We start from the raw sequence: 21,827 nt of genomic DNA on the forward strand, positions 1-21,827 counted from the left end.
TCACACGCCCGACACGGCAAAACAGAAGAAGCGGGGACCGGGTGATCCGGTTCCCGCTTCTTCTGTGCCCCGGGCACCTGCCGGGGACCTTGTCTTGTATCCGGTTAGGAAACCGGAGCCAGCTCCGGGTAATCCGTGTAGCCGGCGGCACCGTCGGTGTAAACGGTCGCCTGGTCGACCTCGTTCAGCGGCAGGTCTTCCTGCCAGCGGCGGGCCAGGTCCGGGTTGGCGATGACGGGGCGGCCGACGACGACGGCGTCGGCCAGGTCCTCTTCGAGGACCATGATGGCGTCTTCGCGGCTGGTGACCGTGCCGAAGCCGGTGTTCATCAGCACCGGGCCGTTGAAGCGGCGGCGCAGGTCCTGGATCATCTCGTCGGCCGGGTCCTTGTGCAGGATGGACAGGTAGGCCGGCTTGAGGTCGGCGATGCCGTCCACCAGGGCGGTGTAGGTGGCGGTCACGTCGGCGCGGTCGGTTTCCAGTACGTCCTGGATGTTGTGCTCGGGGGAGATGCGGATGGCGGTGTGCTCGGCGCCGACGGCCTCGGCCACGGCACGGTAGGTCTCGATGACCATCCGGGCGCGGTTTTCCGGGGAGCCGCCGTAGTTGTCGGTGCGGGTGTTGGAGACGGGGGAGAGGAATTCCTGCAGCAGGTAGCCGTTGGCACCGTGCAGCTCGACGCCGTCGAACCCTGCCTTCATGGCGTTCTGCGCGGCGGAAACGAAGTCCTGTACGACGCCGGGGAGTTCGGCTTCGGTGAGGGCGTGCGGCACCGGGTAGGGCTGCTTGCCGTCGTAGGTGTGTGCCATGCCGGAGAGGGCGATGGCGCTGGGGGCCTGCGGCTGGCGGCCTCCGTTGATGTTTTCGTGGGCGACGCGTCCGGAGTGCATGAGCTGGGCGACGATCCGGCCGCCGGCGGCGTGGACGGCGTCGGTGACGCGCTTCCAGCCGGCGACGTGTTCTTCGGTGACCAGGCCGGGCATCAGGGCGTTGCCCTGGCCGGGGAAGGAGGGGTAGACGCCGTCGGTGACGATCAGGCCCAGGGAAGCGCGCTGGCGGTAGTGCTCGACCATGATGTCGGTGGGCACGCCGCTGCGGTCGGCGCGCACGCGGGACATTGGGGCCATGACGAGGCGGTTGGGCAGTTCCATGGTGCCGACGGTGAGCGGGGTAAACAGTTTCACGGGTGGAGGGTTCCTTCTGTCGCTGGCATCAGGACTGAAAGTGCCCTGGGCCGTAGTTTGTATATCCAGCGACAACAGGGGGCAATGCGCCGGTTATTCCGCAAAGCATCCCAAGTCACACTGTTCAGAGCGCTGAAACGCCCAAGAGTACAAGCGGAATCGCCACAAAGAACGTCAGGAAAACCACGACGGCGGCCCGCCCTTTGGAATTTCCGATGTTCACCGTCACACCGGTGCCGAAACCTCCTCTCTTGGGAACGATGATGCGCGGGTCCTTCGGATTGTTGTAGATGCCGCCGGCTATCCACAGCTTGTCCTCTTCCTGCTCCCGGACCGTGGGCGTGATCCCGTTTCTCAGTGCTGTCCGGCGTGCCCAGCGGGAGGACAGAGCGGAGGCGGCAAGGACAGCAACCAGGATCAGGACAATCACGAGGAGCACGGATCCGGCAGGAAAACCGTCCGGATTTTTCCACGCTGACACCGACACCACAGCCATAAGAGCCGCCATCAGAACGGACATGCCTCCCATCCCCGCAACAATGCCCCGAATTGTTCCTTCCCGGCGCCAGAGTTCCCACGGCGTGGCATCTGGGTTTCGAGGAACCATACGGGGAGCTGCGGCAGAAATCAGGGCCAGAAAGACACTCACCCCAGCGCCGACCAGCAGCGGGGCGAAAACTGAACCGAAGGACTTGTCGGCCCATCCATCGGGCGTACTGCCTGCTCCCCAGTGGGTGGGAATCATTTCGGGGAGGGAGTCATAGATGGTGGTGCCGTACGCGAAGAAGGCCGCCAAAATAAGCACCCCTACGGGATGAATCAGCCAGAGGAGAGCCCGTCCGCGGGTCATTTTGACGTCGATGTCCGTTTCCATGAATTCACACTAGCCCGAATTCCAGCCGAATCCGCAGAGCCGCTTCACCGGTATTCAGAATAGCTGTCCGACCCGCCTCCGTTATGGTGGATCGGATTTACTTCCCGCTAAAGACAGGGAAAGAACTGTACTTCCCGTAATCGCTGATCTGCAGATGCTGCAGCGTGTTCATATCCTCGGCGCTGATGACGAAGTCGACATCAGCATTGGACCGCATATGATCCGGGTTGGACGACTTGGGCAGCGAAATGGTACCCAACTGCAGGGTGTAGCGGATGCACAGCTGCGGAACGGTCACCGTGTAACGCTCGGCCATGGCGGTGACATCGGCGTTTTTCAGCATCTCCCCGTGGGCGATCGGGGAGTAGGCCTCCGCAAGGATGCTGTTTGCCGCGCAGTAGGCAAGCAGTTCCGACGGCGTATTGCCCACGTGGACAAGTATCTGGTTGACCTGAGGCGCCACTGTGCAGACAGAGAGGATATTCTCCAGGTCCTGCTGCTCGAAGTTGGAGACCCCGATGGAGCGGAGCTTGCCCGCCTGCTGAGCTTCTTCGAGCGCACGCCAGGCTTCCCGGTTTCCTTCCGAGTAGGAACCGCCGCGCCAATCGTTCCAGGGCTGCGGACTGTGAATCAGCATGAGGTCGAGGTAATCCAGACCCATCGTGGCCAGTGACTTATCGATTGCGGCCACCGCATGCGGATAGTCCTTGATCTCGGCAGCGAGTTTGCTGGACACGAACAGCTCCCCGCGGGGAACTCCGCCGGTGCGCACGCCCTCACCAACCCCGCGCTCATTGCCGTAGGCCTGGGCGGTATCGATGTTGCGGTAGCCGAGCGATATCGCGTTCCGGGCCGCTTGGGCGGCGCTGGCATCATCGATGAACCAGGTGCCCAGGCCCAGCTTCGGGATCATCAGCCCGTTGGCCAGTGTGTAGGTTTCGTTTAAGATCATTTATTCCGCTCCTGGAGGTGGGGGTGTCGGCCTTGTCCTGATAGACCTCGTACCGCCGAGCAGGCGGGCAAGTGCTTGTGCCGGATCATCGAGCTCCGGTCCGTGCGAAAAGAGAATGCGTGCCGGGCCAAGCTCGGCGATTCGTACCAGGGATTCTTCGGCGCGGAAGGCGTCCGCCGTGAACAACTCGGGCGGCCGGGTTGCGTCACCGCGTTCAGATGCGGCGGCGTCGCCAATAAACAGGGTCCCGGTTGGTTGGTGGAAAATGCACACATGGCCGGCGGTGTGCCCGGGAGTAGCAAGAACCTCGAAGCCCTGAATCACTGTCCCTTCTCCGATGGGAGTAACCCCGTGGGGTGCCCGGATATCCGGCGCGTCCGGGCCGCCCGCGTAGATGGCTGCCAGGGGAGCCTTCTCGGTGAGGGCAAAAAGGGATCCAATATGATCCGGGTGCGAATGCGTGATGATGATGTCCCGGACGTCATCGAAGCTTCCCCCGAGTGCCTGGACCGCTGCGGCAATGCCGGCCTCGGCGTCGGGCATTCCGGTGTCAATGATGACGATGCCCGCCGGCTGGGCCACAGCGTAACAGCGCACATCGATCATTAGCGGTTCCGGACCTGCGACCCCGGCCGGAATCACCATGTCACGAACCACTTCTTGGACCTGCAGCCCACTTCCACCACTGGGATGTTCGCTCATGGCCATGCTCCTTGTGCTGGGATACGGCCCATTCAGCGTATTCCGGCACAAGGGATTTTGACCCGGGTAATCAAAAAAAACCGCGATGGGAGCGCAGCTAAGGGTTCGTCCGGTGCCGCAGCCGACTAGAAAAGCGGCCAGGGCACGGGCGGCATCTGCCCGCGCGGGGCAGGAAAGAGCCCCTTTGACCGCAGCCGGACGCAACGCGCGGCGAACGACTCAATTTCCTCGGCAGTGAGAAGTTCGGCCAACTTCGCACCGAGCTCACCCTGCAGCCCTTCGAGGACCCGCCCAACGCCGTCGAGCTCCTCGGCGTTCAACTCCTCTCCCATCCAGCCCCACAGCACGGTGCGCAGCTTGTGCTCGTGATGGAAAGTGAGCCCGTGGTCCACGCCGTACCGGTGCCCGTCGTCCATGGGAAGCACGTGGTCGCCCTTGCGGTCGGCGTTGTTGACCAGCACATCGAACACCGCCATCCGGCGCAGCGCCTGCGTGTCTTCGTGGATGAGGGCAACAATCCGGCCGCTGTCGTCCTGGCCCTCAAGGACCTGCTTCCACCCGGTCGCGGGGACGTCCTCTTCCGCCACCAGGTCCACAGCGTTCTGCTCGGGGTCGGTGTCCTGCCAGAGCTGGACCATGCCCTCGCCGAGCGGACCGTCGCGCAGCCAGGTGCGCGGCACAATATTCCAGCCCAGAAACTCGGACACCAGATAGGCGGCCACCTCGCGGTGTGCCAGAAAACCGTCGGGAAAATCCCAGAGCGGCTTCTCGCCCGCAATGGGTTTGTAGACGACGGCGGCATCGCCGATGTGCCCCAGGAACGTGGCGTTGGACGCCGTCGTAATGCGGCCGGTGAGCGTGAGCTCTGCGGTCACCAGGTCGGGCGCGGGCATCAGGCCTCGGGGAAGGTGCAGGTATGTCCGTCGGCGTCGATCGGCTGCCCGCAGATTACGCAGATGGGACGTCCGGCGCCGACGACTTCCCGGGTGCGCTTGGCGAAGGCACGGGCGGTGCCCACCGGCATGCTGACCCGCAGCACTTCGGCGGGGTCGGCGTCGTCGTCCTCCTCGAGGAATCCGTCATCGTCCGGATCAACCTCCTCGAGCGGATAAGCCTCAATGACAAGCTGTGCCGTTGTCGGATCCCAGCCCAGGCTCATCACGCCTGCGCGGAACTGTTCCGAGACGGTCGCGAGATCATCGTTGTCGACAAGCTCGATGGGCGTGCTCGCGGGAACGTGGAAGGGATTGCCCTCAACGGTCATCAGCTGGTCAAGGATCTCGTCGATTTTCTCGGCGAGCTGAGCTGACTGCTGCTTCTCCAGGGCGATGCTGACGATCTGCTTCCCTGCTTGCACCTGAAGATAGAAGGTGCGCTGGCCCGGTACGCCGACAGTGCCGACGACGACGCGGTCAGGCCAGACGAACTCGTGAACGGTTGTAGGCATGGGACTATCTTAGGCTCATCCTGCCGCTGGCGCCGTGTGCCCTGCGCCACCGCCCACCGGGGCTTCCTCCGGCGTTGGGCTGGCCGCCAACCAGGACAGATCCCCGGCGTCGGTGTTGGTCGCCAACACGGTGGGGCGTCCCTTGCCGTAGTGCACGATCGATACGGAGGCCGGGCCCACGGTGATCCGCTGGAACAGGTCGAGGTGCATGCCGAGCGCATCGGCGAGGACCGACTTGATGATGTCGCCGTGGCTCACCGCTGCCCACACTGCGCCCGGCCCGTGCTCGGCTTCGAAGGCTGCGTCGTGGCGCCGGATTGCCGCCACGGATCTGGCCTGCATGCCGGCCATGGATTCGCCGCCGGGAAAAGTGACGGCGGACGGTTGCGTCTGTACTGCCGACCACAGGTTTTCTTTGGCCAGATCACTGAGGGTGCGGCCCTGCCACTGGCCGTAATCGCACTCGGTCAGGTCCGGCTCAATCGGGGTGTGCGGGATTCCCTGCTGGTGGTCGAGGATAAATTGCGCAGTCTGCAGGCAGCGCTCCAGCGGGCTGGACACCACTCCCACGAGGGGAACCGCAGCGATCCGGTTCCCGGTGACAGCCGCCTGCCCGCGGCCAACTTCGTCGAGTTCGACGCCGGGGGTGCGGCCGGCCAGCAGCCCGGACGCATTCGCTGTGGTGCGGCCGTGCCGCACGAGGATTACTGTTGCCATCTGCCCAGCCTAACCGGCTGCACCATCTCTACCCGAGAAGAATCGAGGGAACGAGGGTTCCTCTCAAATCAATATCGATTTCTTGTAAATTGAAAAAATGTTGTCATTGCGGGCCATTCTGGGGGTTAGTCGTAAAGACACAACCGGTATGGGGACGGGACGGAATGAGTCATTTGAAGCACACGCGAACTGTCGACGGAGAAGCATTGACCGGAGCACGACAGCGGCAACCAGACACAGTCCTTATGTGGTCGATGCTGACACTGGAGCCGTCGCCGGAGCCGTCGCCGGAGGCCGGATTTGATGGCAAACAAAATTCGGAGCACAAAGATGTGGGCGATGAAATAGTCCGCCATATTGTCGCCCCGCTTCGTTCCCTGGCACGGAGCTGGGGCGGCCACCGGTTCAACTTTTCGAGGAGCCTCGAAACTTCCCCTCCGCAAGTGCAGCTGCACCTGCTTGCCCCTGACAACGTAGTAGAGCGGGTTTGGAAATTTGCGCACGCCCTGGCGGATGCTAACAGGGCGAAAGTGGGTGCCGTGACACTGTCTCAATCAGAGGACATTCTTTATCCTCCAAGTCCAGGCGAACCTCTGCCTGAGGTCATGGAGGCGGCCCTTGCACGGTTCGGCGGGCCGGAGGGCCTGAAGCTGGCGGGTGAGGTTTCGGAAGTTTCCTCTGATGTGGCGACGTGGGCGATCAATCGGTTTCCCAGCCGCAGCATGCGCTCAACGCTGGCAGCCCTGCTGCTCTTCGACACCGGCCATACGCTGATGCACGGACCCCGGTCCGCTCTCTGGCCCGACCGCAGGACCGTTAGCTGGGACTATTACTGGGACACTTATTTTAGGTTCCGTACACCTTCTTTCCCTTCGCGGGCCGAGCAGGTGCGCAGATCAATGACGGAGCAGATGCCCTCGGGGATCATGCCCGCCCACCGGATGATGGCCGCTCTGGCGTCCGAGCCGTCTGTGGGGGTCTGGCGCAACCGCTGGGCAGAGACCATCGATGTGTATCTCTACCGGGCGGACAAACAACGCACCAGCCGCGGTGCCCAGCAGCTGGCCAAGGCAGCCAGCAAGCTCCTGCTTAACCGAATGGGCATTCCCCTCCATGAGGAGGCTGCCCTCGGGCTGTATGCGCGCGCCTGGAGTAAGGACCTGGAGGTACAGCTGTCGGGCGGAAGTTGACGGTGGACGCCGTCGAGCTGGCCCAGTCGGTGGCTTCGGATCAGGAAGCGAGGTACCGCCAAGAGATGTACCGCCGCGACCCTCCGTGGGGAGCCGATCGAAGTTGATCATCCGGGAGCGGCTCCGTCCGGAGTGTCCTCCGGGCCGTCATCGCCGCTGATCCACTGCGCGAAGCGCGCATCGGGATCCCCGCCGATGATCAGGAAGCGGGCAAAGAGGGTAAGCGGCACAGCCAGCAGCGAGCCAACCGCTCCCAGCAGGGTTGTCCAAAGAACCACCGAGGCGAAGGTCAGCGTGACGCTCAGCCTTACTGATTCCCCCACGAACCGGGGCTGGATCAGCACTTGGAGGGTGACGTTGACGATGCAGTAAATGGCCAGCACCAGCAGTCCCAGCTCCCATCCGCCGACGGCGACAGCGAGCACGACGGGAGGCACCACGCCCAGGACGAAACCGATATTGGGGATGTAGTTGGTGACGAACGCGAGAACCGCCCAGACGAATGGACCGGGTACGCCGAGGACCCAGAGGGCGAGTCCGTCAATCACCGCGACGATCAGCCCGAATATTGAGTTGACGAGGAAGTACCGGTTGGTTGCGGTGGTGAACCGGTTGAAGGCCTGCAGCCGCCGGCCGCTCGCCTCCGCTAGCTCAGTCGGGGGATTCTGCCACCGTGCAGCATCCATCCCGAGGAACATCGCGTAGGCGAAGACAAAAAAGACGGCCGTGCCCAGGCCCAGCAGCTGCGTGCCGGCATTGAAAACGGTCGTCAGTAGTGTAGATGGCTGGATTGCCCCGGTGACCTCGTCCATCGACACGGTGCTGAATCCGAGGCTATGGAAAAACGACTCAATCGTCTCGGCGCTCTCTTGCAGTTGGCCTGCGTAGGTGGCCAGAATGCGCGCGAATTGCCCCAGGGCCAGAAGGACCAGCACGGCCAGAACCACCAGGATTCCCCACGCGATGGACACGACGGCGAGCGTGCCTACCCAGCTTGGGGTGCCGCGCCGGTCCAAGGGTTTTCGTGCGGGCAGCGCGATAATGACGAGCGCCGCGGCCAGCACCAGCGGTCCCAGGATCGATCGGCCTGCCCATACCGTCCAGCAGGCACCACCGGCAGCCGCCAAGGTCAGCAGAATCCGCGTTGGCCTGGCAAGTCCGGATGCCCCGGGCGGCTCACGATCACTCATGCGGCCTCACAGTTGTCAGGGAACGACGACGCTACAGTCCGGGCTTCGCTGCTTCTTTTCCGGAGGCCCGTACCACCACAGATTGCCGCACCGGGCCATCTCCGTCTAGGGGCAACCCTGTATGCCGGCGTCCACGTGCATACCGGCGTCCAAGGGACGGGGATCTTTCCCTGCTCCGTGACTGCGTGCCGCTGACTCCAGCCGCTGGTTGTATCCCTGCCACCAGGCCTCGTCCCCGGCCGCCATATTGTCGAACCCGTCCCGGTGTCCCACGCTCATGGGGTCAGCCCATCATTTCCAGGCGGGCCGGCGGTAGTCGGCGTCGGTGACGTGTTCAAGCCAGGTTGTGGTTGCTGAGGGGTCGTCGGTGTTTTCGAGCATGGCAAGGTGCTCCATATAATCCTCGGCAGTGGCGCCGTGCCAGTGTTCCTCACCCGGCGGGGTGTAAACGGTTTGTCCTGCATGGACTTCAATGACGGTCCCGTCGCGTGTCCCCATGAGGGCGGTGCCCTCAGTGACGTGCAGTGTCTGCCCCCTGGCGTGGGAGTGCCAGGCCGTTCGGGCTCCGGGCAGGAAGCGGACCTTGCTGACGATCATCCGCTGGCTGGAGTCCTGCGGTGCCGCGATCATGTCCAGATATACGTCACCGGTGAACTGCTCGGGCGGGTTCTTGACTGTGGGCGGTTTGGGTTCAATCCTCAAGCGCTTCTCCTATCGGTTTCTTGGACAGTACTTCCTTTAGGAGAGTTGGGGGAGGCTCTGCGGCGCACCGTGGATTAACATCGCCGGACCCCGTGCATAATGACCCCATGGAACTTGATGAACTGCTGGCGGAGTTGAATACAGGCCAAACGATCACCGCAGGCTCACCCCTGCATGAGGTCATGCATCATGCCAGCCAGACGGCCCTGCGGATCACCGGCGAGCTCAACACCGGCTACCACGAACCGGCCGAGGTCAGGGAACTTCTGGCCCGGCTGACCGGTAAGCCGGTGGATGAGTCCGTGGCTCTGTTTCCACCGTTTTCCGCCGATTTCGGCAGGAACATCACTTTGGGCAAACGGGTCTTTATCAACTCTGGCTGCCGGTTCCAGGATCAGGGCGGCATCAGCATTGGAGACGACTGCCTGATCGGCCACAACGCCGTTCTGGCAACGCTGAACCATGACCTGTCACCCAGCAGGCGGGCGGATATGCATCCGGCGCCCGTCACGCTGGGCCGGAATGTCTGGCTCGGCTCCAACGTCACTGTGCTGCCGGGCGTGACCATCGGCGACGATGCCGTGGTGGCCGCCGGCGCCGTCGTCACCAAGGACGTGCCGGCCCGTTCCGTGGTGGTCGGATCGCCGGCCCGGGTGATCCGCACCCTCGAGGACTAAACCGTGTCGTGTCCGGCAACCGAGGTTCCGCGGCGCGCCTGGAACAGTCCAACGACGACGAGGAGTGCGGCCGCCGCGGTGAGCGAGCCGGAGGCAAGGCTAACGGCTTCGCGGAAGCGGTCGGTCTGGGCTGAGGTCCAGCCCGCGGAGGAAATACTGCCGGGAAAGAGTGCGGCAATAAGTGTTCCGGACAGGGCAATTCCCAAACCGGTGGTGAGCTCGCCTGCGGTGTCAGCGAGGGCGGCGCCGACGGTGGTGCGGTCGGGCGGAAGGCCGCGCATAACGTTGTTGCCGGCTACGACGCCGACAACGCGCATGCCCGCGGCAACGAGTACCAGCGCCGCGGCGATCCACACGTACCCGAGCCGGCCGAGCGCGGTGTAGACGCCAAGGCCGGCGACCACCGCAGCGGCGCTCACCCGGGCGGCGTTATCCAACCCGATCCGCCTGGTCAGGCCGGGGATGAAGGCGCCGGCGGCCAGAAGGACCGCAACCTGCGGCAGCATCCCGAGCGCTGCCTGTGCGGGCGTCCACTGCCAGTCCAGCTGCAGTTGCAGGGTGATGAGGTAACCCATTCCAGCAACAGCCAGCCCCGCAGCTGCTTTGAAGGCCAGACCGCTGGCCACGAGCGGCCTGGCGATGAGTCCCAGATCCAGCACGGGATGAGCAGCGGTGCGCTGGCGGAGCACAAAGAGGACCGCGGACAGAGCCGCTGCCGCCGTCGCGGCCCATGGTTTCCAGGAGTCCGGGCCCTCGTCCACGAGAAGCGTGGGCGCCGCGAGAGCACAGACGACGGCGAGAGTGCCGGCGACTGTACCCATCGCGTCGATGGGGTGGGGATACAGCTCATCGGGCCGATCAGCCGGGACGCCGCCCCGGATGCAGATCATGCCGACGACGGCGACGGGCACGTTCACGAGGAGCAGCACCTGCCAGGGCGCGAAGCTCAGGACAAAGCCACCGGCCGTGGGTCCGAGCGCCAGCCCTGCAAGTCCGACCGTGGAAATGAGGCTCATGGCCCGCATCCGCAGCTGCTGATCGTCAAAGAGCCGGAATGCGAGAGAAAGCGACCCCGGGGTAGTCATTGCCGCCGCAACACCCATGACCGCGCGGACAGCAATCAGCTGCTGCACCGTCGTCACTGCCGCCGCCGCCAGGCCCGCCAGGGCGAGCAGGCCCAGGCCGGCAAGCATGATCCTGCGGCGGCCCACCCGGTCGGCGAGAGCGCTGAGAGTGATCATGAGTCCGCCGAAGACCACGGAATAGGAGCTGGTCACCCACTGCAGCGCCGCCGTCCCCGCCCCGAGCTCCCGGCCGATCGTTGGAAGTGCCACGTTCAACAGTGAGTTGTCGAGCATTTCGAACAGGAAAACGGCGGACAGGCCCGTCAGCGCGAGCCAGGCGGCCCGCAGTGTGCGGAATTGCGGCGGGCGGGGAATGATCCGGCCTGAGCCGGTGGCGGAGGGAAACTGGTGACGGTCACTCATGGCGCACTCCTCGTTGTACGGAGAAGTGGCTGCCCGTCGGGCGGCGTATGCGCACAGGCCTGCGGACTGTGTTTCTACCTCGGTGGAACGAGAGTACCGCGGCAGGGCGTGTGCGTACAACGCTCCGGTTATGTGCCGGGGCGCAGCGCTCGCCGCTCTAGAAGCGGCGCTCCGCCACATTGACCCGGGCAGCGGCGTCGAGCGCGGACCGAACCTGCTCCGCCGGCGTCGGCCCGGGAGGCGTGTCCATCAGCTGCTCATCGGAGGCATTCGGGTCCGCAAAGTAGACCCGCCCGTAGGCCGGGGTCTCGGGCTCAAACCGCCAGCTTTCGGCCAGCGGGCCGGCGTCCACGGTGTCGAAGCCGAGCCGCCCAATGATGGCTGACGCCTCGGTCTTGGCGGCGGCGTCGTCCCCTGCGATCGGCAGCGCGGTGCGGTCCGCAGCACCGGCGGGCCGGGCGAGGGCCGGGATGTGCGCGGCGGTGATGTTGTTGAAAACCTTCACGTACTGAGCGGCGCCCAGCTGGTCCCGGATCATTTCGCTGCTCGTCACGGTGCTCGCATCAAGGTCCTCGATGCGCCCGTCGCGGGACGGGTAGTAGTTGCTCGTGTCCAGCACCAGCTTGTCGGCCAGCAACCCCTCGGGGAGATCCTTCACCGCCTTGAGCGGGATGGAAAGCACGACGGCGTCGCCCAGGGTGGCTGCCTCGTCCACGGTTCCGGCCTTCGCCAGCGGGCCCAGCTCTCCCACCAGGTCCTGGAGTGTTTCCGGTCCCCGCGAGTTGGCGATGACCACGTTCATGCCCGCTGCAACCGCGAGACGTGCAACGGCCGATCCGATGTTTCCGCTTCCGATGATTCCCAGTGTTGCCATGTCTGCATCCCTTCGGTGGTGGTTGTGGTGTGTGCAAGCAACGGCCGGTGCGGGGAAATTCCCGACCGCGGGCCGGTTCGCCCGAAAATGTGCCCGCCTGAACTAGATTGAACCCATGACGTCAGTGGGGGCTGTGCTTAAGATTGCAGATTTGTCCGTGGGCTACGGCGGCACTCCGGTGTGCGGGCGGATCACGGCAGGTGCGGAGTCCGGCGATGTCCTCGGGGTGGTCGGGTTCAACGGTGCCGGCAAGTCCACTGCCGCCCGCACAATCGCCGGAAAGCAGCCGATGCTCGGCGGCGACGTGCGGGTCCTCGGGTTGCCGGTCAACGAAGACGCGATTCCCTTCCGGCGGCAGGTCGCCGCCCTGTTCGACGAGGACGCGTTCTTCCCCTCCCTGTCCCTGCGCGAGCACCTCCAGCTGGTGGCCCGCGGGCACTCGGTTCCGGACCCCGACGCCGCCGTCGACGCTGAACTGGACTTCTTTGCCCTGCAGGAACGCGCCAACGCCGTTCCGGCCTCCGTTTCCTCCGGGCAGCGGCGCCGGCTGCTGCTGGCTTCGACCCTGATCCGGCCCTCCTCACTGCTGATCCTGGACGAACCGGAGCAGCGTCTGGACCCGGTGATGCGGGAACGGCTGGGGGAGCGGATAAACGCCTATGCCGACGGCGGCGGCACGGTTCTGCTGGTCACCCACGACCCGGCGTTGCTGCTGGCCACCGCAGACCGGTGCCTGCTGATCGACGACGACGTCCGGGAGATTGCGCCCGACCGCGCCGCGGCCGAGATCGCTGGACGCTAGACGTGGCGCCCGACGGCACTGTGGGAGAGGCACCCGCAGCCTTCAACCCGGTGCAGTTCACCCGGCAGGCCTCGCGGACATTCGTCCGGAGCCGGACCCGTTTCCGGGATGTCTTCATTGACGTCTACACCGCAGTGCTGGCCGTGGGAACCATCGGTGCCCTTGCCACGGGTCTGGTCCTGGCACTGCGCGGGCAGGTGGCCCAGGCCTGGAGCGCAGGTCCGGCAGGACGCACTCTGGTGGCGCCGCCGTCGTTCTCCCTGCCCGACGGCGCAGCAGCGGCCGCACTGCTGTTCGCCGTCCTGACAGCGTTGACGGTCCTCGCCCGGAGGCTCGGCCCGGCGGCAGTGACGACGGCCGAGGGGTATTGGTGGCTGAACCTGCCCCTGGGGCGTGGTCCGCTGGTGACCGGACGGCTGCTGCGGAGGCTGGGCTTGGTGTGGGCGGGTGCGTTGCTGCTGTACCTGCCGGTCGGTTTCATCACCGACCTCGATGCCGGTGTGCCCGGACAGTTTCTGGCGGCGGCAGTGTTCGGAGCGGCTGCCGTCATCGCAGTGCTGCTCGCGGCCCTGCGGCAGATCGGCGCCGGATCTGCGGGATCCGGCGGCGCTGGTGCCGGTGTGGGGCCGCTGGGGCGAATAGCGTCCGGGCCGCTGCCTGGTCTGCTGCTGCTGGCCGTGCTGAGCTTTGTGCCGCGGCAGGCCGCGGCCGGTCAGTGGGGGCCGGCCCTTGCTGCTCTGGCGGCCGCCGTCGGGCTCGGCCTCATTACCTTTCCTCGTCTGGGATCGATTCCCGCCCGGGATCTCATCGGCGCCGGGGGAGTCTCCGGGCATGCGGGTGCTGCCCTGTATCTGATGGATCCGAACGAAGTGGGGCGTGCGCTTTCCCGCGACTACGGTGCCGTTGTCTCCACCCGTGCAGGCCGCTGGTATGCGAGGGGCGCACGTACGCCGTGGAGGGCGTTGCTGCGTGCAGATGCTGCCGCGTTTTTGCGGACCCGGGGTCTGTGGACCCGTCCGGTGGCATTGCTTCTGCTGTGCGTGGCCCTGCTGCTGGCGGGCGGGACAAAGCCGCCGCTGGTGCAGCTGGCCCTGATTGCGGCAACGGTTTGTGCCGCAGTTCCGGCGCTGGGAGCACTGGCGCGGCGGACGGCCATTACTCCGGGCCTGGATATGCTGCTGCCGCTGTCGCCGGCGATGGTGCTGCTAAGTCGGATGGCTCTGCCCGCGGCGGCGCTGGCTCTGTGGTCTGCTGTGTTCTGCGCCGTGCTGGTGTTGCTGGGTGCCGGCAGCCCGGCACTGATCGCTCTTGGTGCACTGGCCGGTCCGGGGTTTGGCGCATCCGCTGTGCGCGGAGCCTACCGGGTCCAGCCGGACTGGACCGTGCCGCCCGCTGACACCGTCTTCGGTCCGGTGCCGACGGCGCAGACCGGGGCCATGATCCGCGGCCTGGACACGACGCTGCTGACACTGGTTCCACTGCTGCTGGGTCTGTTCCTGGGCTACGTTCCGGAGGTGCTGCTGCTGGCGCAGGCGGGGTTTTCCGCGGTGTGCATGCTTGTGGTGATGTACTCAAATCCGAAGTAATCCGGTCAATCAGGGCCCGATCAAAACCATGGGCTAGGCTCTGCCCTAATGACTGCGCTCGGGTTCCTCCCGGGCTTATGGGGGGATAACCGTGGCGATAATCAACAGTGTTTCCAAGCCGGGCCGATACTGGGCGGTCCGCTCAGCGGCCGCCTGCGCAGTTCTGCTGTCTGCGGGTTTGGCCGGATGTACCGCCTCCGAACCCACTCCTGTTGAGACGGCAGCTGCCACGGCAACCCCCAAGCCCGCCGCAGCTGCGACGCCGGAACCCTCCGCCACCCCGCAGCCGGCCGCAGCCGCCAAGCCGTCCCTGGGCGGGGAAACTACCACGGATTCGTTCGGCAACCCGGACTTCTACAGCACCGTTGCCGGCGACACCCTGGCCACAGTCGCCGAGGTGTACGGGTTCTCCGAAACGAAGGTCGCAGAATTCAACGAACTCCAGCCAGGGACGCCTCTGGAAGCGGGCACTCGGCTCCGGCTGCTGCCGGCCGGCCCCGGCATCGGCGCCATGGGGACCGCCGTGGAGGACGAAAACGGAATCCCTACGAGCTACACGGTCGTACCCGGGGACACCCTGGCCGGGATCACCTACCGGTTCAACCTGACCAATGATCAGCTCGCGGAGGCTAACAAAGTGCCGTACGTGCATGAGGTGGGCAATGTCTACTTCGTGGAACCCGGGCGCACCATCGCACTGCAGAAGAACCCGGTGGACAGCCGTTCAGGCACGGGTGCAGCCGTTCGGAACTCCTGGGATACGGGGGTTTTCTACACCACCGTTGACGGCGATTCCCTGGACAGCGTGGGCTATCAGTTCCGCGTCGGCACGGCTGAACTCCTGCAGTACAACCCCTCGCTCGTTGAGAACGCACCAATTCCTGCAGGCACTATACTCCGGCTGATTCCAGGCGAGCTGGCCCTCGACGGTGCCCGGGGAACGTTCACCGCGGACCCCGACGGTGTTCCGCTGACCTACACGACGGCCCCCGGCGACACCGAGCGCGGCATCTCCGCCAGGTTCGGCGTCACGGCTCTGTACGACGCCAACCGGGACACGACCGAGACCGTTCCCGTCTGGTACCAGTATGTGGACGGGGTGTCCGGCGAGCTTCTGCCGGGCCAGACCATCAGCCTGTCCCTGGACCAGCCGATCAACGAACCCGGCAGATAATCTCCGTGCCTAATGCCTGCGGTGCAGGAAGCCGGAGGTGTCTTTTCCGGCTGCCGCGCGAGTCAGGGTTGGACCTGCAGCATGCGCTCGACGGCGGTCACCACGGCTTGCCGCCGGGCGGCAGCTTCCTCGCCCTTGTCCGGGTTTCCTCCGAGACTCGTTAGTCCTTCCGGCGAGAGCTGCCAGGCCTGCGCGATGGCGTAGATGAAGACCAGAACGTCGACGGGGGACAGCGGGCGTGCGGCCGATGTAGCGACGGCGAGCGCTTTGTTCCGATAGATATCGCTGGGCTCGGCGGTGGCCTCGGGCCGCTCCAGCTGGGCCCACATGCTCAGGCGGAGGACTTCGGGGAAACGCTGATGATGGTCGAACACGTCCCCGGCCCAGCCTGCGAGATCCCCGGGCCGCGGCGGGACGTTCTCGGCCATACGGTGCAGCGCCGCAGCAAGGGTGGCGTCGAACAGGCCGCTCTTGCTGCCGTAGTACGCGTAGATCATCCGGACGTTGCTCTGTGCCTGGGAAGCGATCCGCTCCACGCGGCCGCCGGCGAACCCGCGGGCCGCAAACTCTCCGGTCGCAGCGGTGAGTATCCGCGCCCTTGTGGCTTCGGCGTCACGTGCCATGCGGTTCCCTTCGGCTGGGTATTGACGGGCCTGTGCCCGGACACTAGCTTACAAGTAAGTATCCATTTACTTATGGGAGTCGACATGACCCGCATTGCCCTCGTGACCGGAGCCAACCGCGGACTCGGGCGAGCCGCCGCGCTTGCCTTGGCCCGGAACAAGATCAAGGTGGTCGCTGCTTCGCGGAGCGGTGCCGCCGACGTCGTCGACGAAATCGCCAATTCGGGCGGCGAGGCCATCGCGGTCCAGATGGATGTCGCAGACCTCGCCTCCATCGAGGCGGCCCGCGACGCCGTGCTCGCCGGCATCAGGCAGGAGTGGAATGCCGGCTCCATCGATGTGCTGGTCAACAATGCCGGGGTGGGACTGTTCGCACCGCTCGGCACCATTACGGCGGAAGACTTCGACACCACTTTTGCCGTCAACGTCCGTGGTCCGCTTTTCCTCACGCAGGCCTTCCTGCCCCACCTGGCGGAAGGAGCAAGCATCGTGAACGTTTCCAGTTCGCTCAGCCGGCACGTCAGCCCGGCAACCTCCGTTTATGCGGCCTCGAAGAAAGCGCTCGAAGCACTGACCCGCAGTCTCGCCGTCGAGCTGGGTCCGCGGGGCATTCGGGTCAATTCGATCGCCCCCGGCCCCACCGCAACCGACTTCAACGGCGGAGCCATGCGGGACAGCGACGCCATGCGCGAGACGCTGTCCGGGCAAACTGCTCTCGGCCGGGTGGGCGAGCCGGATGACATCGCCGACGCGATCGCCGCCCTGGTGTCCCGGGAGTTTCGCTGGGCAACCGGTGAGCGGATCGAGGTATCCGGCGGTGTACTGATGTGACGTGACCCGGGTGGCCTTCACCAGCCGGGCCTCAGCCCGCGAGGATCATCTGGGCGGCGCGCTCGGCGATCATGATGGTGGGTGCGTTGGTGTTGCCCGTGGGCACCAGCGGCATGACCGAGGCATCCGCAATCCGCAGGCCCGGCATCCCATGCACCTGCATGGTCCGCGGATCCACCACGGACAGGGCGTCCAGGCCCATTTTGCAGGTGCCGACCTGGTGGTGATAGGTCACCGCGGTGTCCCGCACGTACTGTTCCAGATCTTCGGCGCTGTCCGACACCTCAGGCCCGGGGTAGATTTCTTCGGCACCCCATTCCCCGGCCAGTGCCGAGGTACGGCCCAGTTCGCGGCACTGCCGCACCGAGGCGGTCAGGGAATCGACGTCGGCCTGCTCGGTGAGCGCACCGAGGTCGATGCGGATGGGATCTTCCGGCGCCGGTCCGGACAGGGTGATTTCTCCGCGGCTGAGCGGACGGACGATGCCGGCCACCAGGGAGAACCCGTTCTCCGGACCGCTCATCGAGTCCAGGAAGTACATCGGCAGGGAGAAATGGATCGGCTGGGTGTCCGGCACGGCCAGATCGGGCCGGGACTTCCAGAACAGGTGCGTCTCCGCCGCTCCCACCTCCGGAGCAGGCACGGGCTTGGCGGTGGTGGTGAAAATGACGGGGGAGAGCAGGTGATCGTGCAGGTTCTTGCCGACACCGGGCAGGTCCAGCACAGGTTCGACGCCCGCTGCGCGCAGTTCCTCGGCCGGGCCGATGCCGGACCGCAGCAGGATTTCGGGGGAGCCGACCGCGCCGCCGGCCAGCAGGGTCTCATCCGCATGCAGGGTCTTCACCTCGCCGCCCTGCTCAAACTCGACGCCGGTCACGGCCCCGTCCTCGATCAGCAGCCGTCGGACCGTGGCACCGGTGATCAGGGTCAGGCGCGGGTCCTCCGCCACTGGACGCAGGTAGGCATGCCAGGTGTTGAAGCGTTTGCCGTCCCGGATGTTCAGCTGCATCTTCGAGGCGCCCTCGACGTCCCCGGAGTTATAGTCCTCGTTGATCTTGATACCCATTTCGGCGGCGCCGGCCAGGATGGACTCCTGTACGGGGTTCATCGGGAAATCCCCCACGACGTCCAGCGGGCCGTCGCCGCCGCGGGTATCGGAGGCGCCGCCGTCGTAATTTTCGACGGCGCGGAACACCGGCAGCACGTCCTCCCAGCCCCAGCCCGGGCAGCCAAGGTAGTTCCAGGTGTCATAGTCGGCCTTGGCGCCGCGCACCCAGATGGTCGCGTTCAGTGCGTGCGACCCGCCGAGCACCTTGCCGCGGGGCAGGTGGATGCGCCGGTTCGATGCGCCGGTCTGCTCCACCGTGTAATAGTCCCAGTCTTCCGGACCGTGCCAGAGCCCGCCGGCCTCGTGCACGTTGGCGATGATCGGGTTGGTGTCTTCGCCCCCGGCCTCCAGGACGGTGACGGTGTGTCCGGCGTCCAGCAGCCGGCGGGCCAGAACACAGCCGGCCGAACCGGCGCCGATGACGATGTAGCTGGAGGAATCCACGGAGAAGGGCCTTTCAGGCGAAGCGGCGGGAAAAAGGCGCGGTGCCGGGCCGGAGGGGGGAAACGTCCCGGCACCGCAGTATGGGGGGTTAGTAGCTGATGACCTGCGGGGCGCCGAGGTGCTTGAGGCCCTCGACGCCGAATTCCAGGCCGTAGCCGGACTGCTTGGCTCCGCCGAACGGGATCCGCGGATCCACGGTGCCGTGCTTGTTGATCCACACGGTGCCGGCAGAAATCCGGGCAGCCACCTCGCGGGCGGCATCCTTGTCCGAGGACCACACGGAGGCACCCAGACCCACGTCCAGGCCGTTGGCCATGTCCACCGCTTCATCCACGGTGGAATAGCGGATGATCGGCAGGGCAGGACCGAACTGTTCCTGGGCAACCAGCGGGTTGTCATTGTCGATGTCCGCCACCAGAGTGGTCGGGTAGAAGTATCCGGCCTGATCCGTCTCCGGGTTGCCGCCGAGCACAATGCGGGCACCGGAGTTGCGGGCGGCCTCCACCAGCCCGGCGACAATGTCGTACTGTGCCCGGTTTTGCAGCGGTCCGAGCACGTTGTTTTCGTCCAGGCCCACGCCCATGGGCATGGCCTTGGCGACGTCCGTCAGGGCGGTGACGACGTCGTCGTAAATGTCCTCGTGTACGTAGAGGCGCTTCATGGCCGCGCAGGTCTGGCCGGTGTTGATGAATGCGCCCCAGAAGAGGTCTTCGGCGATGGCCAGCGGATCGGCGTCCGGCAGCACAATGCCGGCGTCGTTGCCGCCCAGTTCCAGGGTCAGGCGCTTCACGGTGTCCGCGGAGGAGCGGATGATTGCCTTGCCGGTGGCGGTGGAGCCGGTGAACATGATTTTGTCCACGTCCGGGTGGCCGGACAGGGCCTCGCCGACGTCGCGGCCGCCGGAAACCACCTGCAGGACGTCCGCCGGCAGGGCCTGGTTGATCACGGCGGCCAGGGCCAGCACGGACAGCGGGGTGTATTCGGAGGGCTTCATCACCACGGTGTTGCCCATCCGGAGGGCCGGGGCGAGCTGCCAGACGCTGATCATCATCGGCCAATTCCAGGGGCCGATGGCCCCCACGACGCCGAGGGGACGGTAGTGCAGCTCGGCGCGGCCGCCGTCGTCGTCCACCAGCACCTCGGGCTCCAGATCGAACGACGCCGCGGCACGCAGCCAGGCGGCGGCACCGCCCACCTCGAAGCGGGCGTTGGGGCCGTTGAGGGGTTTGCCCTGTTCACGGGAGAGGAGTTCCGCCAGCCCTTCGGCCGCGGCCTCGATGGCGTCGGCTGCGCGGTTCAGTGCCTCGCGGCGCCCGGCATGGCCGAGGGCGGCCCAGGACGGTTGTGCGGCACGGGCGGCGGAGACGGCCTGTTCCAGGTCATCAACGGTGTGCAAGGGTGCCTTGCCCACCAGTTCACCGGTGGCTGGGTCCATGATGTCCCGGCCCTCGCCGGGAGCGGCAATCGTGTCCAGGAGGTCCTGGTATGAGGAAAGTTTCGAGTCGGCGAGAGGCATGTCCTGCTCCTTTGCTGGCTGGCGGCCGGGGTCCTTGGTTAACTGTGTCTTACGACATAGGGCCACCGTTTGGCTTTGCGTGAGCAGTGCTTGGCGAAACGTGCACGCCCTGCAGACGTTGTCCCTGTGCAGGGAGAGCCGGAGCATCCCCGCCGTAGCCGATTCCGGCGTAGACCGCCGGACGGCGGCCCCGCAGCCCCACTGCCCACAGCATTCCGAGGACCCCCGGGACCAGTACGATCACCGGCAGCAGCCAGCCCAGGATGCTGGCCTCCTGCAGTCCGATCAGCACATCGAAGTTGGCCACAATCATTGCGAACACGGCAGCGAGGGCGATGCCCGCCGTCGTCGGCGCCACCAGCCGGGTCCAGGCTCCGTACCAGGCTGCATGCCGGTTCAGGTAGCCCACCACCGCGAAGGAGGTCAGGGCCATCAGCAGCACCAGGCCGAAGGCGCCCATGTTGGTCAGCCAGGTGAACAGTGTGAGCACGGGGAACATCGGCCCGGATTCATGCCCGTTTCCGGCAACTGCGAAGACGGCCAGGACCACGACGGCGATTGCCGACTGGGTCAGGGACCCGGCCACGGGTGCCTGGGTGCGGGGGCTGGTGCGGGCAAGGGCGCCGGGCAGTACGCCTTCCCGGCCCAGCGCGAAGAAGTAACGGGCCACCACGTTGTGGAAGGCCACCAGGGCTGCCAGCAGGCTGGTCACGAAGAGCAGGGAGGACAGGTCCACGGCCCAGGCCGGGACGCGCTCGGCCAGGAACGCGAAGACCAGGTCGGGGCCGAGTTCGGTGGTGCGGGCAATGACCCGGCTGCCGCCCTCGCCCACGGACATCGCCCACGCGGAGAACGCGTAGAACGCTCCGATGATGACAATCGCAATGAAGGTGGCCCGGCGCGCGGTGGTGCGGGGGTCCTTCACTTCCTCGTTGTAGATGGCACCGGATTCAAAACCCATGAACGCGGCAATGGAGAATGCCAGGGCCGCACCTACACCGGCGGTGAACAGGCCCGACGGCGCCAGGGACGCGGCGCTGACTCCTTCCGGTGCCGCTGCGACGGAGATCAGGTCATAGACAATGACCACCAGGAATTCCAGCGCCACCAGGGCGCCCAGCACCTTCGCGGAAAGGTCCACTTTGTTCACACCCAGCAGGGCGACCACCAGCCACCCGCCCAGGGCGCAGATCCACCACGCCGGTTCGGCGCCGGTCAGGCCGGTGATCAAGGACGACGCAGCGAAGCCGAACATCCCGTAGATGCCGATCTGCATGGCGTTGTACGCCAGCAGTGCCACCCAGGCGGCGCCCACGCCGGCGGGCTTGCCCAACCCGCGGGCTATGTAGGCGTAGAACGCGCCGGCATTGTGCACGTGCTGGCTCATGGCCGAGTAGCCCACGGAGAACAGCAGCAGCACTGCGCCCAGCACGATGAAGGAGAGCGGAATGCCGGGCAGGCCGGTGACCGCATAGTTGCTCGTCACGCCGCCGGCCACCACGGTCAGGGGAGCTGAGGCGGCAATGATCATAAAGACGAGCGCCGGCACCCCGAGGCGCCGCTGCCCCAGGGTGGTGCCCGCGCCGGGCTGCTGGGGGGATGTGGACACGGTGATCTCCTGCGGACGGATTGGAGCTGATACACCCGGGACGGGCCTTACTCCACTGTGGTGTAAGTCATAGTCGGGCGGCTTGGCTTTCAGTGAGCACTGGTTGGCGAACCGTGCACTGGCGGCGGTGCCCTCAGG

The 21,827-nt window shown here is 65.9% G+C and carries 21 protein-coding genes and 1 pseudogene; 6 read left to right on the forward strand and 16 right to left on the reverse strand.

Translation table 11 applies throughout. From position 1 onward, the window contains the following. Positions 1 to 104 precede the first annotated feature (104 nt). From AC4D2W_RS01960 to AC4D2W_RS01990, 7 genes are all read right to left on the reverse strand, one after another. Positions 105 to 1,184: an alkene reductase gene (locus AC4D2W_RS01960; RefSeq protein ID WP_490925232.1), complete on the reverse strand. Its 1,080-nt coding sequence runs from the start codon at positions 1,182 to 1,184 to the stop codon at positions 105 to 107. A gap of 124 nt (positions 1,185 to 1,308) precedes the next feature. After that, entirely contained in the window at positions 1,309 to 2,058 is a 750-nt protein-coding gene (locus AC4D2W_RS01965) for a DUF1648 domain-containing protein (RefSeq protein WP_490925233.1), read from the reverse strand. Positions 2,059 to 2,155: 97 nt separating this feature from the next. After that, positions 2,156 to 3,010: an aldo/keto reductase gene (locus tag AC4D2W_RS01970; RefSeq protein ID WP_490925234.1), complete on the reverse strand. Its 855-nt coding sequence runs from the start codon at positions 3,008 to 3,010 to the stop codon at positions 2,156 to 2,158. Then, positions 3,011 to 3,712, reverse strand: a complete 702-nt coding sequence (locus AC4D2W_RS01975) for an MBL fold metallo-hydrolase (protein ID WP_490925235.1) — start codon at positions 3,710 to 3,712, stop codon at positions 3,011 to 3,013. 125 nt (positions 3,713 to 3,837) lie between these two features. Further along, positions 3,838 to 4,605, reverse strand: coding sequence for an SCO1664 family protein (locus AC4D2W_RS01980; protein ID WP_490925236.1), 768 nt, complete (start codon positions 4,603 to 4,605; stop codon positions 3,838 to 3,840). After that, entirely contained in the window at positions 4,605 to 5,159 is a 555-nt protein-coding gene (locus tag AC4D2W_RS01985; RefSeq protein ID WP_400932218.1) for a DUF3090 family protein, read from the reverse strand. The genes AC4D2W_RS01980 and AC4D2W_RS01985 overlap by 1 nt, the downstream gene beginning before the upstream one ends. A 15-nt stretch (positions 5,160 to 5,174) precedes the next feature. Then, positions 5,175 to 5,876, reverse strand: coding sequence for a histidine phosphatase family protein (locus AC4D2W_RS01990; RefSeq protein ID WP_490925237.1), 702 nt, complete (start codon positions 5,874 to 5,876; stop codon positions 5,175 to 5,177). A gap of 254 nt (positions 5,877 to 6,130) precedes the next feature. Between AC4D2W_RS01990 and AC4D2W_RS01995 the strand changes: the two genes are divergently transcribed. Further along, the gene (locus AC4D2W_RS01995; protein WP_490925998.1) at positions 6,131 to 7,066 is read left to right on the forward strand and encodes a lantibiotic dehydratase C-terminal domain-containing protein; all 936 of its coding nucleotides are present in this window, start codon (positions 6,131 to 6,133) and stop codon (positions 7,064 to 7,066) included. Positions 7,067 to 7,173: 107 nt separating this feature from the next. Here AC4D2W_RS01995 and AC4D2W_RS02000 read toward each other — a convergent pair whose 3' ends face one another. The 3 genes from AC4D2W_RS02000 to AC4D2W_RS02010 all read right to left on the reverse strand — a co-directional run bounded on the left by AC4D2W_RS02000 (position 7,174) and on the right by AC4D2W_RS02010 (position 8,958). Beyond that, positions 7,174 to 8,256 carry an AI-2E family transporter gene (locus AC4D2W_RS02000; protein ID WP_490925238.1) on the reverse strand — a complete coding sequence of 361 codons (1,083 nt, stop codon included), beginning with the start codon at positions 8,254 to 8,256 and terminating at the stop codon, positions 7,174 to 7,176. Positions 8,257 to 8,361: 105 nt separating this feature from the next. Next, complete coding sequence (locus tag AC4D2W_RS02005; protein WP_490925239.1) at positions 8,362 to 8,535, reverse strand: hypothetical protein; 174 nt, start codon at positions 8,533 to 8,535, stop codon at positions 8,362 to 8,364. 12 nt (positions 8,536 to 8,547) lie between these two features. Next, positions 8,548 to 8,958, reverse strand: a complete 411-nt coding sequence (locus AC4D2W_RS02010) for a (R)-mandelonitrile lyase (protein ID WP_490925240.1) — start codon at positions 8,956 to 8,958, stop codon at positions 8,548 to 8,550. 107 nt (positions 8,959 to 9,065) lie between these two features. Between AC4D2W_RS02010 and AC4D2W_RS02015 the strand changes: the two genes are divergently transcribed. Further along, a complete protein-coding gene (locus tag AC4D2W_RS02015; RefSeq protein WP_490925241.1) occupies positions 9,066 to 9,635 on the forward strand; it encodes a DapH/DapD/GlmU-related protein in 570 nt (189 codons plus the stop codon). Here AC4D2W_RS02015 and AC4D2W_RS02020 read toward each other — a convergent pair. Together AC4D2W_RS02020 and AC4D2W_RS02025 are read right to left on the reverse strand one after the other, a co-directional pair. Then, complete coding sequence (locus AC4D2W_RS02020; protein ID WP_490925242.1) at positions 9,632 to 11,122, reverse strand: MFS transporter; 1,491 nt, start codon at positions 11,120 to 11,122, stop codon at positions 9,632 to 9,634. The two genes, AC4D2W_RS02015 and AC4D2W_RS02020, sit on opposite strands and share 4 nt — an antisense overlap. 157 nt (positions 11,123 to 11,279) lie before the next feature. After that, positions 11,280 to 12,008, reverse strand: a pseudogene (locus AC4D2W_RS02025) (NADPH-dependent F420 reductase); the annotation flags it as partial. Between the two features lie 103 nt (positions 12,009 to 12,111). Between AC4D2W_RS02025 and AC4D2W_RS02030 the strand changes: the two are divergent. The 3 genes from AC4D2W_RS02030 to AC4D2W_RS02040 all read left to right on the forward strand — a co-directional run bounded on the left by AC4D2W_RS02030 (position 12,112) and on the right by AC4D2W_RS02040 (position 15,558). After that, positions 12,112 to 12,798, forward strand: coding sequence for an ABC transporter ATP-binding protein (locus tag AC4D2W_RS02030; RefSeq protein WP_490925243.1), 687 nt, complete (start codon positions 12,112 to 12,114; stop codon positions 12,796 to 12,798). 2 nt (positions 12,799 to 12,800) lie between these two features. Then, positions 12,801 to 14,384, forward strand: coding sequence for a DUF6297 family protein (locus tag AC4D2W_RS02035; protein WP_490925244.1), 1,584 nt, complete (start codon positions 12,801 to 12,803; stop codon positions 14,382 to 14,384). Positions 14,385 to 14,475: 91 nt separating this feature from the next. Continuing rightward, positions 14,476 to 15,558, forward strand: coding sequence for a lytic transglycosylase (locus tag AC4D2W_RS02040; RefSeq protein ID WP_490925245.1), 1,083 nt, complete (start codon positions 14,476 to 14,478; stop codon positions 15,556 to 15,558). A gap of 62 nt (positions 15,559 to 15,620) precedes the next feature. Here AC4D2W_RS02040 and AC4D2W_RS02045 read toward each other — a convergent pair whose 3' ends face one another. Then, the gene (locus AC4D2W_RS02045) at positions 15,621 to 16,181 is read right to left on the reverse strand and encodes a TetR/AcrR family transcriptional regulator (RefSeq protein WP_490925246.1); all 561 of its coding nucleotides are present in this window, start codon (positions 16,179 to 16,181) and stop codon (positions 15,621 to 15,623) included. A gap of 84 nt (positions 16,182 to 16,265) precedes the next feature. On the opposite strand from AC4D2W_RS02045, the gene AC4D2W_RS02050 reads away from it, so the two are divergent. Beyond that, positions 16,266 to 17,012 carry an SDR family NAD(P)-dependent oxidoreductase gene (locus AC4D2W_RS02050; protein WP_490925247.1) on the forward strand — a complete coding sequence of 249 codons (747 nt, stop codon included), beginning with the start codon at positions 16,266 to 16,268 and terminating at the stop codon, positions 17,010 to 17,012. Positions 17,013 to 17,043: 31 nt separating this feature from the next. Here the strand turns inward: AC4D2W_RS02050 and AC4D2W_RS02055 are convergent, their stop codons facing one another. The 3 genes from AC4D2W_RS02055 to AC4D2W_RS02065 form a co-directional block, all read right to left on the reverse strand. Next, the gene (locus AC4D2W_RS02055; protein ID WP_490925248.1) at positions 17,044 to 18,564 is read right to left on the reverse strand and encodes a GMC family oxidoreductase; all 1,521 of its coding nucleotides are present in this window, start codon (positions 18,562 to 18,564) and stop codon (positions 17,044 to 17,046) included. Positions 18,565 to 18,652: 88 nt separating this feature from the next. Then, positions 18,653 to 19,999, reverse strand: a complete 1,347-nt coding sequence (locus tag AC4D2W_RS02060) for an aldehyde dehydrogenase family protein (protein WP_490925999.1) — start codon at positions 19,997 to 19,999, stop codon at positions 18,653 to 18,655. 130 nt (positions 20,000 to 20,129) lie between these two features. Next, complete coding sequence (locus AC4D2W_RS02065) at positions 20,130 to 21,689, reverse strand: APC family permease (RefSeq protein ID WP_490925249.1); 1,560 nt, start codon at positions 21,687 to 21,689, stop codon at positions 20,130 to 20,132. Positions 21,690 to 21,827 lie beyond the last annotated feature (138 nt).

The organism is Arthrobacter sp. TJ-58 (genome assembly GCF_058269295.1).

What these genes read in the sequence shown, in the direction of transcription:
- AC4D2W_RS01965 (WP_490925233.1), bottom strand. Translation starts at nt 2,058, where the DNA reads ATGGAAACGGACATCGACGTCAAAATGACCCGCGGACGGGCTCTCCTC.
- AC4D2W_RS01995 (WP_490925998.1), top strand. Translation starts at nt 6,131, where the DNA reads ATGCTGACACTGGAGCCGTCGCCGGAGCCGTCGCCGGAGGCCGGATTT.
- AC4D2W_RS02020 (WP_490925242.1), bottom strand. Translation starts at nt 11,122, where the DNA reads ATGAGTGACCGTCACCAGTTTCCCTCCGCCACCGGCTCAGGCCGGATC.
- AC4D2W_RS01980 (WP_490925236.1), bottom strand. Translation starts at nt 4,605, where the DNA reads ATGCCCGCGCCCGACCTGGTGACCGCAGAGCTCACGCTCACCGGCCGC.
- AC4D2W_RS02005 (WP_490925239.1), bottom strand. Translation starts at nt 8,535, where the DNA reads ATGAGCGTGGGACACCGGGACGGGTTCGACAATATGGCGGCCGGGGAC.
- AC4D2W_RS01975 (WP_490925235.1), bottom strand. Translation starts at nt 3,712, where the DNA reads ATGAGCGAACATCCCAGTGGTGGAAGTGGGCTGCAGGTCCAAGAAGTG.
- AC4D2W_RS02030 (WP_490925243.1), top strand. Translation starts at nt 12,112, where the DNA reads ATGACGTCAGTGGGGGCTGTGCTTAAGATTGCAGATTTGTCCGTGGGC.
- AC4D2W_RS01990 (WP_490925237.1), bottom strand. Translation starts at nt 5,876, where the DNA reads ATGGCAACAGTAATCCTCGTGCGGCACGGCCGCACCACAGCGAATGCG.
- AC4D2W_RS02045 (WP_490925246.1), bottom strand. Translation starts at nt 16,181, where the DNA reads ATGGCACGTGACGCCGAAGCCACAAGGGCGCGGATACTCACCGCTGCG.
- AC4D2W_RS01985 (WP_400932218.1), bottom strand. Translation starts at nt 5,159, where the DNA reads ATGCCTACAACCGTTCACGAGTTCGTCTGGCCTGACCGCGTCGTCGTC.
- AC4D2W_RS02050 (WP_490925247.1), top strand. Translation starts at nt 16,266, where the DNA reads ATGACCCGCATTGCCCTCGTGACCGGAGCCAACCGCGGACTCGGGCGA.
- AC4D2W_RS02015 (WP_490925241.1), top strand. Translation starts at nt 9,066, where the DNA reads ATGGAACTTGATGAACTGCTGGCGGAGTTGAATACAGGCCAAACGATC.
- AC4D2W_RS02060 (WP_490925999.1), bottom strand. Translation starts at nt 19,999, where the DNA reads ATGGACCCAGCCACCGGTGAACTGGTGGGCAAGGCACCCTTGCACACC.
- AC4D2W_RS01970 (WP_490925234.1), bottom strand. Translation starts at nt 3,010, where the DNA reads ATGATCTTAAACGAAACCTACACACTGGCCAACGGGCTGATGATCCCG.
- AC4D2W_RS02000 (WP_490925238.1), bottom strand. Translation starts at nt 8,256, where the DNA reads ATGAGTGATCGTGAGCCGCCCGGGGCATCCGGACTTGCCAGGCCAACG.